At 63.6% G+C, this 13031-nt stretch carries 8 protein-coding genes; 3 read left to right on the forward strand and 5 right to left on the reverse strand.

Annotated features, from left to right (window positions below; genetic code table 11):
* From WBB14_RS00495 to WBB14_RS00515, 5 genes are all read right to left on the reverse strand, one after another.
* Positions 1-2519 (reverse strand): TonB-dependent siderophore receptor (locus WBB14_RS00495; protein ID WP_424238096.1); only part of this gene is annotated, 2519 nt, incomplete at its 3' end.
* 196 nt (positions 2520-2715) lie between these two features.
* Complete coding sequence (locus WBB14_RS00500; RefSeq protein ID WP_424238097.1) at positions 2716-3711, reverse strand: FecR family protein; 996 nt, start codon at positions 3709-3711, stop codon at positions 2716-2718.
* Between the two features lie 11 nt (positions 3712-3722).
* Positions 3723-4229, reverse strand: coding sequence for an RNA polymerase sigma factor (locus tag WBB14_RS00505; protein WP_424238098.1), 507 nt, complete (start codon positions 4227-4229; stop codon positions 3723-3725).
* Positions 4230-4729: 500 nt separating this feature from the next.
* Positions 4730-5206 carry a hypothetical protein gene (locus WBB14_RS00510; protein WP_424238099.1) on the reverse strand — a complete coding sequence of 159 codons (477 nt, stop codon included), beginning with the start codon at positions 5204-5206 and terminating at the stop codon, positions 4730-4732.
* Between the two features lie 23 nt (positions 5207-5229).
* The gene (locus WBB14_RS00515) at positions 5230-8628 is read right to left on the reverse strand and encodes a hemagglutinin repeat-containing protein (protein WP_424238100.1); all 3399 of its coding nucleotides are present in this window, start codon (positions 8626-8628) and stop codon (positions 5230-5232) included.
* Positions 8629-8919: 291 nt separating this feature from the next.
* Between WBB14_RS00515 and WBB14_RS00520 the strand changes: the two genes are divergently transcribed.
* The 3 genes from WBB14_RS00520 to WBB14_RS00530 all read left to right on the forward strand — a co-directional run bounded on the left by WBB14_RS00520 (position 8920) and on the right by WBB14_RS00530 (position 13007).
* Positions 8920-9681, forward strand: a complete 762-nt coding sequence (locus WBB14_RS00520) for a uracil-DNA glycosylase (RefSeq protein ID WP_424238101.1) — start codon at positions 8920-8922, stop codon at positions 9679-9681.
* A 276-nt stretch (positions 9682-9957) separates the two neighbouring features.
* On the forward strand, positions 9958-11730 hold the full coding sequence (locus WBB14_RS00525; protein WP_424238102.1) for a DEAD/DEAH box helicase: 1773 nt from the start codon (positions 9958-9960) through the stop codon (positions 11728-11730).
* A gap of 89 nt (positions 11731-11819) precedes the next feature.
* Positions 11820-13007, forward strand: coding sequence for a class I SAM-dependent methyltransferase (locus WBB14_RS00530; protein WP_424238103.1), 1188 nt, complete (start codon positions 11820-11822; stop codon positions 13005-13007).
* Positions 13008-13031: the final 24 nt, after the last annotated feature.

Below are 13031 nucleotides of genomic sequence, written 5' to 3' on the forward strand. Positions count from 1 at the left end.
CGCTGGGCGCGCGTGCCCGAACGCGCGCCCAGCCGCCGCGAGAACTGATAGCGCGTGCTCAGCAGGAAACTGCGAGGCGTCCCGTAGTAGTTGCCGCCGTTGTTGCCTGCCAGCGTATCGAAATAGCGCTTGTCGAACAGGTTATTCACGTTCAGCTGGAAGTCCAGCTGGCGATTCACCCGATAGCCCGCCACCAGATCGACCACCGCGTAGGGTGATTGCTTGATCACATACCCGGCGCTGCTGGTCAGAGACTGCGTCGTGATCTTGCTTTGCGCGCGCACCGCTCCGCCCACCCGCCACTGCTCCAACTTTCCTGGCAAGTGATACATCGCCGACACCTTGAACTGGTGCTGCGGAACATAGCTGGCGTAAGGTTGGCCGGATGCGCCATCCACGCCGCCGCTTGAGACCTTGGCCCGGGTGTACGAATAGCCGATGCCCACATTCAGGCGCGGCAGCAATTCGCCGTTGATGTCGACCTCCACCCCCTCGCTTTTCACCTCGCCGACGGCGCGGTAGCAATTGGTGGCCACGAAGCACGATGGGATGTCCGTGACGGCTTGCGGCAGGTTGGTCTGCGTGGTCGAGAACAGCGCAATGGCAGCGTTGACGCGTTCGTCCAGGTAGCTGCCCTTCAAGCCGATTTCGTAATTGGTGCCTTCCACCGGCTTGAGCACTGTGCCGGACGTGTCCAGGTAGTACTGCGGCTTGAAAATGCTGGAATAGCTGGCGTAGACCGAATGGTTGTCGTTCAGGTCATAAATCAGCGCGGCATAGGGCGTGAAGTGGGCATCTTCGCCAAACTTGCGCTGACTGCTCCAGCTGCCCTGGGTCTGTTTATTGTCGAAGTCGAACCAATCCATGCGGGCGCCCAGGATCATGCTCAACGGATCGGCCAGGCGGAAGCGGCCCGTGGCATATAGCGAGGTCAGCTCGGAGCGCTGGTCGCGGCGCCACATCGTATCTTTGACGAAGTCCTGACGGCGCAGGGAATCCGGGTCCCAGGTCGAGGGGTCGACGCCCGAGACCATCAGATACCCGCCCGGCTCGTTCAGGTAGCTGTAGCCGTTGTCGAGCCAATGGTCGTTGCGGTAGCTCGCGCCCACCGCGATGTCATGCTCGCGGCCAAACAGCGTGATCGGGCCTTGGGCGGACAGGTCGAAGCTACGCTGCTTCTTGTCATAGTCGTAGCGGCCTCCCATCACGTCGTACACGTTGCCGCTCAGGCCACTGTCGCTGGCGACGAAGTACGCGCCGTCCAGCGACGATTTGCCATTGACGCCCCGGGCCGCCGCGCGCGCCATCCAGCCGTTAGTGAAGGTGTGCTTCAGCTCGGCGAACAGGCTGTATTCACTCTTGTCCCAATAGCTCCATGACGGCGAAAAGCGGCGCGACCGCCGGATATCCAGCGGCGATCCGTCCACCGCCGTGGGCACGCCCATCCATTCGGAGCCAGGGTTGTCTTCGCGGTTGGAATGTCCGCCCAGCGTCAGCACGGTATTCGCGGTCAGGTCGATGTCCACCACGCCGTAGTACAGCTGCCTGCGGCTGCTATAGCCGTCGGTGAAATAGTCGCGCGACTGCTGCGAGGTGACGAAGCGCCCGCGCACCGAGCCGCTGTCGTTCAGCGGCCCGCTGGCGTCGAATTCGCCCGAGAAGTTGTTCCACGAGCCCGCTCGCGCGGTGGCAATGAATTGCGCGGCGTCGGTCGGCTGCTTGCGCACAAAGTTGATGGTGCCGGAAGGATCGCCCATGCCGGTCATCAAACCGGTGGGGCCGCGTACGACTTCCACGTGGTCGTACATGGCCGTGGTGCTGTAGGTGGAGGTGTCCGTCTCGTACGACACGGGCAGGCCGTCCATCAGGAAAGTGTTGATGGTGAAGCCGCGCGAAAAATAGCGCGACCGGTCATTGCTCCAATGGTTGACCGTGACGCCGGTGGTGCTGTTGGCCACGTCGTCGATCGTCTGCATGGCGAAGTCGTCCAGCTTCTGCCGGGTGACCACGCTGACGGATTGTGGTGTTTCCTGGATGGTCAGCGGCAGCTTGGTCGCCGTGCTCATGGCGCCGGTGGTGTAGGAACCGGTGTCCTCGGTGATCGAGTTGCCCTTGCCCACGACGGTGATGGTGTTCATCACCACGCTGTTGGCGTCCTCTGCGCGCGACACCGACACATTGCTGCCCGACCGTTCAAACGCCAGCCCGGACCCTGCCAGCAGCGCCCGCAAGGCCTGGTCCGGCGTCAGATTGCCCGCCACGGCGGGCGCCTGCAGCCCCCGCACCGTATCGGGCGCGTACGCCAATTCCAGCGACGCCTGCGTCGCCAGTTGCGTCAAGGCGCCTTCCAGCGACTGCGCGGGGATATTCACGGCCAGCGGCACTTCCTGCGCGTGGACCTCACGCTGCGGCATGGCCAGCGCCAGCATCAAGGACAGGGCCAGCACGGTCAGCCCGCGCGTCGGCGCGACAAGGCGCGATGTGCCGCGCAGAGCGGGTCCAGAGGGTATACGGTTCACGGGACTAGCGTTCCTGGAGGGGGCTTGAGACAAGGCGCGCCAGTCAGCCCATGACGGAAGACGCTGGCGCAACCGCGGCATCGGATCGATGCCCTTGGGAGACAAGACGCCTGTCGCGAACAAATCCCTGATGGAGAAACGCGATTGAATAGTAACTATTCGTAATTGAGCAAGCCGACCAGATGACCGCGAGAAGCTAGCGGCGCACGATCAAGGCCGAGCCATCCGCGCCGCTTTGCACGCGCACCGGCGCGATCGCGGGCAGCAAATCCAGGAAAGCCTTGGGATTGTCGACGCTGAACACGCCCGAAATCCGCATCGCCGCCACGTCATCACCCGACACGCGGATCGGTGCGCGGCCGTAGCGGTTCATTTCGGAAACGGCTTCGGACAGCGGCACGTCGCGGAAAACCGCTCGGCCACGCTGCCAGGCCAGCAGATTCGCCACGTCCAGCTTTTCGGACGGCGACAAGCGGCCATCCTGCGCCGTGCGCGTGCCCTGACCCGCCGTCAGCAGTACCTGGCTGCGGTCCCACCAATGGCCAGACTGGACCGCCACCGTGCCCGATTCCACGGCCACGCGCACCACGTCGGCGTCGCGCCGGACATTGAAGCGCGTGCCCGTCACGCGAATGGTCACGCCGGCGGCTTCGACATAGAACGGCCGGCTGGCGTCCGGGGTCACCGAAAACGTCGCCTCGCCCGTTTTCAACTCCACCACCCGGTGGTCCGCATGCAGCGCTACCGACAATTGTGTGGCGGTGTTCAGGTCGACGATGGACGCATCGGGCAGCGACACTTGCTGACGTTGCCCCAACTGCGTTGCGTATTGCGCGGCGTAGCCCGGATCGCTCTCGCCCCATCGCGGCAACGCCACGGCCGCAACCACGGCGGCGGCGCCTGCAAGGACCAGCCCCGCCACCAGGCGACGACGCGGCGGCGCGCGGCGGCTGGATGCGGCTAACGGCTCCTGCGTCAGCGCGCGCAGCCTCTCTTCCCCCAACTGCGCGCTGGCATTCCAGATACCGCGCGCGCGGCGGAACTCCAGGTCGTGCGAGGGATTCGCCCGCCGCCACGCTTCGAACTGCTGGCGCTCAGCCTGACTCATCTGTTCCGAATGCTCGCGGGCAAACCAATAGGCGGCCGCGTCGCGGGGATCGGTCAGGGTGTCGGGGTCGATGGGGTCGGTCATTGCGCGGCGGATCAATCCGGGCAGAAGTGTTTCAGCTGTTCGCGGACTTCTCGGGTGGCGTCCATGATATAGCGCTCGACCGTATTGAGCGCCAGCCCCATCCGCGCCGCGACTTCGGGCTGTGAATAGCCTTCCAGCCGGCACCAGACATAGGCTTGCCGCTTCTTTACCGGCAAGCTGGCCAGGGCGCACTCCAGCGCGTCAGCCAACTGGCGAGCGCGGGCGCTGGACTCCGGGTCATGCCACTGCGCGGGGTCATCGGCGGCCCAGGCTTCCAGCGATACCTCATCATGCCGCGCCTGCCGCCGCATCTCGCTGATCAGCCGATTCTGCGCCGCCCGGCGCAAATAGGATTTGCCGTTGGATACGCTGCGGCTGCCGCCGCTCAGCAGGCCGGCCATCACGTCCTGCGCGGCATCCTCCGCGTCGCTCGGCCTTGAATTGCGCTTGGCCCACGCGCCCACCAACTCGCCATAATGGGCGAGCCAACCTTTGAGGCTGCTGGGAGGACTGGACATGGCGGCAATCGCGGCGAATGCGGGAAGGCCGCAATATTAACAATGATTCTCAATTCGAATACAGCATCATTGCCCGCCTTGCCCAACGGCGCTTGTCGCCCGCCGTAACAAGATCGCGCCTGTGCCTCCAGGCAACGAGAAAATTCTACTTCTGACTACATCGCTTTTACGGGGGGATTACCGTCTGGCTCTTGCTGCTGCCGTAGTCGATGCTCAGCGTCATGCCACCCGCGCTCTGCGGGTCCGCCATCACTTCGTCGTAGGTGTTGACCGCCGCCAAGGCCCGTAGTCGCCGGGGCCAGGGCCTTTATGACTTCGCAGTCGGCGAGATCGACGGTGGCGCCCTGGTGCCTAGTTTTTCATTTTGTTAAAGACCAATTTTGTTGAGATGCAATTTCGCATTCTTTCATTTGGCAAAGCGCCAGTTAATTTGCCAAACGCATCGCTGATTTTTAAAGATCTCAGAGTCCGGACGTAGAGACTGACACCTTATTTTGCCGCTATTCTTCTTGACTGTCCTCCCCTCCTCGCGGCTTAAGAATACGACCAACATCCTCCATCGTGGAATCCAACACTAGAATTGGATCCTCATATTTCTCCAGATCCTGATCAACCCATGATTCGCCATCACGTAACAAATGGAACTTTACATTTGCGCCGAATTCATCACTGGAGACTATAGCTTGAAGAACTCCTTCCCTGCGCTCCCGCCATTTCTTGAAAAGGTCATCCAAAAAAATTAGCGAATTAAGAATATAGGCTGAAGAGCAATAATCATCGATATGAATAGAATTGACAAAACACTCCCAACCAGTTTTATCTGGGAAATCATCTTTATTCACATTTCGGCGTTTAGTCGCTAAAGAGGCAAGAAATACACATTCGTTTTCTATTGAAAATCCTGGACAAAGCATATCAAGCAATTTCTCCGGAATTTTTTCTCCCTCCCAAACAGTACCTACCAGCGCCTTTTTCATCTTGGCATTCATTGCGATCAAAACTATTCTCCCAGATACTTTTTCAAACCTTTTTCAATCGCCTGCATGAACTTCTTATCCAATAATAGTTTATTAACAGATTTTGGAGCATCGGGAAATGAATTTGTGGATGAATCGTAGAGATACTTGTTTCCCTCATTATCCTGATAGTGGATCTGCCCAGGACGTTGACCTGGATTGGGATTCTCAACGTCTAAACGTTCCTTGCCTGCCCCCTTCCATATAGTCTTACTAGCTGTTTGAACGCCCCCCGCGCCCAACATACTTTTCGGGTTATCTCCCGAACCAGAGGCACTATTCCCAGCCTTGGGCTTCCCTCCCACTCCTCCATCGCTATCAAGTGGTGACAATCCTTTCACCGCCGCAAAAACTACCGGCGATGCCATCATTGTCTCAACCACGAAACGATCCACTCCGTTTGCGTAGTCGGGCGAACCAACCTGGAAGCGCACCAGCGCATCCTTCAATTCCAACCGATCATAGGTATTGTTGTGATTGGCCGCGTCCAGCAAGTCCATCCCGGCAATCAGCGGATCACTCAGTCGGTTGGTGGCAGTGGCTAGCCCCGCAACATATGCCCCCCTCTCGCGGAGCTTGTCCTGGACGCACGAGTCATTGCTCCCGCAAGCAGGTAGATCCTGCTCGTCAATAACTTTGATCCACCCCTCGAAATGACCCACTGCGGTCTGACATCCGCGATCGCCCACACATTCCGCCAACTCCTTAACCTTGGATTCAAACTTGGCTGTGTGGACGTTTGCATGGTTCTTCAGTGTGTTGTTCTCGGTTTCCAGCTTCCCGCTGTTGACGACCGCGCTCGCGTCCAATCCCAGCCCAGCGGCCAGGCCGGCCAACAGCGAAGACACCAGGTTGTTGCGGGCCTCCTTCTCCTGCGGTGACAAGGTCGAACCAGATTTGCCGTTGGCGGCATCCAGCAAGGTGTTCACCACCGAAGCGGCTCCAGCGCCCAACGCGGAAGCCCCGCAACCATCGCCGCGCACCGAGCCCGCGGCGCATCCCGCCACCGCGTGCAACGCGGCGCGCGCAGCTTGCGCCTCGACGCCTTCGCCCAGCGCATCCGCATACAGCTTGATTTGCTGCGCGGTCAGACCTTGCAGATAATTGACCGCTGCCGCCTGGACCATTTCGCTGGCGCCGCCGGTGACGTTGCCGCCCAATGCACCGAGTATTGCGGTCGCCAAAAGACGACTTTTGCTGCCAATCTCCCATCTCTTGGCGTCTTCGTATTGCGCTTTCAGCTCGTCCCGGCGTGGCCCCTCGGGTTCATCCTTCAACGCCTCTTCAAGCGCCTTCGCCTTCGCCGCCCGATTCTCGAAAAACCGTCCCGCCTGATTTCCCATTTCCTCCACAATGTCGAACCCCGCCTCGATCTTCTCCTTGTCGAAGATCGGATTAAGCGAATTCAACGTATCGCTCGTATCGCGGTTCAACAACGCGATGGTCTCGGCCGCCGTCTTGCCGGTCAGCGCCTGCTGCCCCGCGATGTCGCGGATCTCCACCGTCCCGCCGCTGATGCCGCTGAGCGTCTTGGAGTCGCTTTCGCCGAAGGCGCCGAGCGCCACTGGCGTCCCTCCTCCACCGCTGCCGCCGCTCACGGAGACCCGGTCGGCCTTGTAGCGCGCCACGTTCTTCACGTCTTCGGCCACCAGCGTGCCTGTCTTCAGCAGGTTCAAACCATCCGCCACGGCCTGGTCGCTACTGGAGATGACGCCGCCTGTCAGTGTGGTGTTGCGCTTGACGTCCACCACGAAACCGCCGTCGCCCGCCATCAGGCCGGACTGTTCCTCCACCGACTTGTAGTCGCTCTTCATCCGGGTCTGCGACACGTTGCCCGAGACCGAGCTCTTGCAATAGCCGTAGCACAGGCTGCCCTGCACCCCGCCGCCCTGCTTCTTGGAGTCGTAGGTGCTGAGGTCCTGCAGGCTCTCGATGCGCAGGTCCCGTCCTACGTCGGCGATGATCTGATCGGCGCGGGCTGTCGCGCCGATCAGGGAGGTGTCGCCGCCCGATTGCAGCGCCAGCACATTGCCCGCGGTCAGCTCGCTGTTGGTCCAGGTGGTGTCCTTGCCGTCGCTGCGGCCGCGCGAGGCGTTGGCCCCGGCGGTCGCCACGAAGCCGACGCCGTTGCTGCCTGCCGTCACGCCCACGCCCACGCTGGCGCCCGTGCTCTTGCTCTGGGTGTGCTGTTCGTAGGTGTCGCGCGCGGCTTGCAGCAGGATGTCGCCGTCCGCCTTGAGCAAGGCGTTGTTCCCGGCCGACAGCCGCGAACCCGTGACCGTGAGGTCCGAATCGGCGCCCGCGCCCTTGGCGATGACGGTGAGATCGTTGCCTGCGGCGATGTTGGAGCCGACGGACGAGGTCGTGTTGCGGGTGGTGGTGGTCTGGCTCTTGCTGCTGCCGTAGTCGATGCTCAGCGTCATGCCACCCGCGCTCTGCGGGTCCGCCATCACTTCGTCGTAGGTGTTGACCGCCGCCACGCCCGTGGTCGCCAGGGCCAGGGCCTTCATGATCTTGTTGTCGGTCTTGTCGGCGGCTTTGCCCATGCGGTTGGCGGTTTGCATGGCGTCGAGCAAGGGGGACTTGGCGTTGATGCTCAGGCCGCTTTGCTTGACCTCGTGGAACTCTCTTTCGCGGGCGGTGTCCTGGGCGGCGGCGATGTTGACCTGCTGGCCAATCAGGGTCACGTCGCCCTTGGGCGCGATCACGTTGCTGCCCACGATGTTCAAGGTCTTGCCGGCGTTGATGAGCACGTCGCCTTCGACGCTGCCCACGGTGCTGGCCGTGTGGAAGACTTTCTTGCCGTCGAGCGAGTCTGTCTGCTGGCGTTTGCCGTAGCTCAGGCCGCCGGTCGCGCCCAGGCCGGACTTGGTGACTTTCTTGTAGTCATAGCTGTCCGAAGTGTTGACGCCGGGCAGGATGTTCACGTCGCGCTCGGCGTTCATGACCAGGTTCTTCTGCGCGCCGACGTTGGAGCCGATGACGTTCAAATCCCTTCCGGCCATCAGCACGGCGGTATCGCCGGTGAAGGTCGAGCCCTGCGCCTGCGCCCATTCGCCCGACTTGATCGTGTGGGTGGTCTTGGAGGACAGGAAGCCCTTGGTCTTGAAGTGGACCTCGTCGCGCGCAGAGCCCGTCTCCACGCCCGCGGTCAGGTTGATGTCGCGTCCCGCCGCGACCGCTAGCTGCTTGCCGGCAGTGACATCGGCCGCCCTCGCGTTGACGTCCTGGCCCGCGATCAGGGTCAGGTCGCGGCCGGCCTGCATGTCGAGGGTGCCCGCCTCCACCCGCGCCACGCCGGTGAGGTGCGTGCCCCAGGTGCTGCCATGGTTTTCGGAGCCCGCGGTCGAGGTCAGCGCAATGTCGCGCCCGGCGGTCTTCATTTGAAAATTATTAATTCAATATTTTTCTTGATGAAACCGCTATTGGGCGCAGCGATTCCGCTTGCCCGCATGGGTACGGTCGTTCTCATTGGGGATGAACTTCGTGCGAATGCGCGCCTCTGGCTGTTGAGCTCAACGCACGAGTTCCGGTCTGCAATACTTGCGGCAAGTTAAGCCATCGACCGGCCGTCCGGCACCAGAAAATTCTGATAGTTGACAGGGGATAGGCCCTTTTTCGGCCCTCCATACCCCCGTCCGACGCCGGAAAGAGGCTATGCCACAATTGCGCCCATGCACCTGGACAACCGCCTACTTCGTTCCTCGCTGGCCACTCAGGCCGAGCAGCTCTCCCCCGCCTGGAGAGCCGCTTTTGCAGCGCGCACCGTGGCCGACGCGCTGGCCGGCGCGATCGCCCATGTGGACAAGCGCCTGGAAGAAGGCGCGGTGGTCTACCCGGCCACGCCTTTCCGCGCCCTGCACGGCCTGGCGCCGTCGGACGTGCGCGTGGTGATCCTGGGACAGGATCCATACCATGGCCCCGGCCAGGCCCAGGGCCTGGCCTTCTCGGTGCCGGACGACTGCAAGCGGCCGCCCAGCCTGCGCAATATCTTCAATGAGATCGCCCAGGAATATCCCGGCACCCGCATTCCAGTCGGCAACGACCTGAGCGGCTGGGCCGATCAGGGCGTGCTGCTGCTGAATACCGCGCTGACCGTTGAAGACGGCCAGCCTGCGTCCCATGCCAAGCGCGGCTGGGAAACAGTGACGGATGCGTTGATCGCCCTGGTCGCCAGAGATCCCTCTCCGAAGGTTTTCATGCTCTGGGGCGCCCATGCCCAAGCCAAGCGGGCGTTGCTTCCGGACAACAGCGGCCACCTGGTCCTGATGTCCAACCATCCCTCCCCGCTGTCCGCCCGGAGGCCCCCTGTGCCCTTCCTGGGCTGCGGCCATTTCCTGGCAACCAACCAGTGGCTGATCAACCAAGGGAAAAACCCTATTGATTGGGGACTAGACAAAAAAATAATTCCCATGCAAGGCGAATTCGGGTTATGATCGCCGCACTGCACAAAACGAGTTCGGCATTTACCGCCTTGATTTAGCGGAAGTTTTCGCAGTTCGCCGGGTAACAGCCCCGGCCCCATGCCGAACTATCATCGATTCCTGACCCCTTTCCTTTCGCCCTGCGTTCCACTCAGTACTAGAGAACGCGCCACGCGCATGGTTGATCCGGTCGGCACGATGCTCCATCAACCGTCGCCTGGATCCGGCCGCCTACTCCCTTTGGCCCGACCAAGCACTGCGTCGCATTGATTGCGGCAAGGGAAAGTAATGTCTTTCGAAAACCTGGGTCTTGCGCCCGCTCTGTTGTCGGCCGTCCAAGAAGCTGGCTTCGCCACCCCCACCCCCGTCCAAGCCTCCGCCATTCCCCAAGCGCTGGCTGGCCACGATCTGATGGTGTCCTCGCAAACGGGTAGCGGCAAGACCGCGGCCTTCATGCTGCCGGCCCTGCACCGTATTGCCCAGATGCCCGCCAACAAGGGCGTCGGCGTGCAAGTGCTGGTGCTGACCCCGACCCGCGAACTGGCCCTGCAAGTCACCGACGCCACCGCCACCTACGGCCGCAAGCTGGCCGACCTGCGCACCGCCACCGTCGTGGGCGGCATGCCCTACGGCGCGCAGTTGAAGGCGCTGTCGCGCCGCGTGGACGTGCTGGTCGCCACCCCCGGCCGCCTGATCGACCACCTGAACTCGGGCCGCGTCAAGCTGAACACCGTGCACACGCTGGTGCTGGACGAAGCCGACCGCATGCTGGACATGGGCTTCATCGAAGATATCGAGACCATCGTCAGCCGCCTGCCGGAAGACCGTCAGACGCTGCTGTTCTCGGCCACGCTGGACGGCACCATCGCCAAGCTGGCGGCGCGCATGATGCGCGATCCGCAGCGCATCGAAATGGCCGGCGCCAAGGAAAAGCACACCAACATCACGCAAAGCCTGCTGTACGCGGACGATGCCAGCCACAAGATGCAATTGCTGGACCACGTGCTGCGCGACGCCGCGCTGGACCAGGCCATCGTCTTCACGTCGACCAAGCGCGGCGCTGACGATCTGGCCGACCGCCTGGCCGACCAAGGCTTTGCCGCCGCCGCCCTGCACGGCGACATGAACCAGCGCCAACGCACCCGCACGCTGTCGCAACTGCAACGCGGCCAACTGCGCATCCTGGTCGCCACCGACGTGGCCGCCCGCGGCATCGACGTGCAAGGCATCAGCCACGCCGTCAACTTCGACCTGCCGATGCAGGCCGAAGACTACGTGCACCGTATCGGCCGTACCGGCCGCGCCGGCCGCAGCGGCCTGGCCTTCACGCTGGCCACGCACTCCGAGCGCCACAAGGTCCGCCGCATCGAGCACTACATCGGCCAATCGATCACGCCTGAAGTGATCGCCGGCCTGGAACCCAAGCGCACCCCGCGTCCTTCGACCGGCGGCGGCGGCGGCAAGCCGTATGGCAAGCGTCCCGGCGGCGGCTACCAGGGCAACCGCGAAGGCCGTTCCTTCGGCGGCCCGCGTGGCGAATTCAAGCCGCGTGAAGGCGGTTACCAGGGCAATCGCGACAGCGCCCCGCGTGAAGGCGGCTACCAAGGCAATCGTCCGTTCGGCGATCGTCCGGCCCGCTCGTTCAGCGATCGTCCCGCCTTCGGCGACCGTCCGCAGCGTGAAGGCGGCTACCAGGGCAATCGTCCCTTCGGTGACCGTCCCCAGCGCGAAGGCGGCTTCCGCGGCGGCGACCGCGATTCGCGTCCCAGCTTCGGCGACCGTCCCAGCTATGGCGACCGCCCCCAGCGCGATGCCCGCCCGTTCAACGAGCGCGGCCCGCGTGAAGGTGGTTTCCGCGGCGGCGACCGTGACTCGCGCCCCAGCTTCAGCGATCGTCCGAGCTTCGGCGACCGCCCCAGCTTCGGCGACCGTCCGCAGCGTGAAGGCGGCTTCCGCGGCGGCGACCGCCCGGAAGGCGGTTTCCGTGGCAAGCCCACGTTCGACAAGCGCCCCGGCGGCCCCGCCAAGCGCTTCGCCAAGCCAGCTGATCGCCGCGGCTAATCGCCCCGCTTGAGCCCACAACAAACCCCGCGCCTGTCGCGGGGTTTGTTTTTTGGGAAAATGACGGCTTGTCCACACCTGCCCCGACCATGCAACGCTCCGCCCCCGGCAATCTGCCCGCCCTTGCCCCCGCCGCCCAGGAACACAGCGCCGCCGCCGCCGCGCACCTGCGCGCCACCATCGCCGCCCATGGCGGCTGGCTGTCGTTCGACCATTGGATGGCGCAAGCGCTGTACGCGCCCGGGCTGGGCTATTACGCGGCCGGCAACGTCAAGCTGGCCGATGCCGACGACGACGTCCGCGCGCCCGCTGGCGACTTCGTCACAGCCCCCCAGCTGACCCCGCTGTTCGCCCGCACGCTGGCCCGCCAGGCCGCCCAGGTGCTGCGCCAGACACAGACCGACGCCGTGCTGGAATTCGGCGCCGGCACCGGCGCGCTGGCCGAAGGCGTGCTGCGCGAACTGGACGCGATGGGCCTGGAGCAGACCCGCTATCTGATCCTGGAAGTCTCGGCCGACCTGCGCGCCCGCCAGGCAGAAAGACTGGCGGCGTTCGGCGACCGCGTGCAATGGCTGGACGCGTTGCCGCAAGCGTTTGCCGGCTGCGTGCTGGCCAACGAGGTGTTGGACGCGATGCCGGTATCGATCTTCCGCTGGAGCGACGCGGGCGAGGTGCTGGAGCGCGGCGTGGCGGTGGATGCATCGCCAGCCTTTGTCTGGCAAGACCGTCCCGCGCCGCCCGCGCTGGCAGCCGCCGTCGCCGCCCGCATGCCGGCCCTGCCCGGCTACGTGTCCGAGATCAATCTGCAAGGCGAAGCCTGGATCGCCGCCATGGGCGGCTGGTTGGAGCGCGGCGCGGCGTTGCTGGTCGACTACGGCTTTCCACGCAGCGAGTACTACCATCCGCAGCGCGCGGGCGGCACGCTCATGTGCCATCTGCGCCACCATGCCCACGGCGACCCGTTCACCGCGCCCGGCCTGCAAGACATCACCGCCCACGTCGATTTCACCGCCATGGCGGACGCGGCGCTCGAGGCCGGCCTACAGGTACTGGGCTACACCTCGCAAGCCCGCTTCCTGATGAACGCGGGGCTGATGGAGTTGTTGGCGCAGCTGGATCCGAGCGACGTGCAGCAATACGCGCAGGCCGTCGCGCCAGTGCAGAAATTGCTATCCGAATCTGAGATGGGCGAGCTGTTCAAGGTGCTGGCGGTGGGGCGCGGCATCACCGAGCCGCTGGCGGGGTTCTCGCGCGGCGACCGCCTGGGCAAGCTGTAAAGGCGCGGGCCGCCGCGCCCTCGG

Origin of the sequence: Achromobacter sp., assembly GCF_049647645.1 — a bacterium.
Classification (GTDB): domain Bacteria; phylum Pseudomonadota; class Gammaproteobacteria; order Burkholderiales; family Burkholderiaceae_B; genus Achromobacter.

Coding starts and splice junctions, on each gene's coding strand:
- WBB14_RS00525 (WP_424238102.1), top strand. CDS start 9,958: ATGTCTTTCGAAAACCTGGGTCTTGCGCCCGCTCTGTTGTCGGCCGTC.
- WBB14_RS00510 (WP_424238099.1), bottom strand. CDS start 5,206: ATGAAAAAGGCGCTGGTAGGTACTGTTTGGGAGGGAGAAAAAATTCCG.
- WBB14_RS00530 (WP_424238103.1), top strand. CDS start 11,820: ATGCAACGCTCCGCCCCCGGCAATCTGCCCGCCCTTGCCCCCGCCGCC.
- WBB14_RS00515 (WP_424238100.1), bottom strand. CDS start 8,628: ATGAAGACCGCCGGGCGCGACATTGCGCTGACCTCGACCGCGGGCTCC.
- WBB14_RS00500 (WP_424238097.1), bottom strand. CDS start 3,711: ATGACCGACCCCATCGACCCCGACACCCTGACCGATCCCCGCGACGCG.
- WBB14_RS00520 (WP_424238101.1), top strand. CDS start 8,920: ATGCACCTGGACAACCGCCTACTTCGTTCCTCGCTGGCCACTCAGGCC.
- WBB14_RS00505 (WP_424238098.1), bottom strand. CDS start 4,229: ATGTCCAGTCCTCCCAGCAGCCTCAAAGGTTGGCTCGCCCATTATGGC.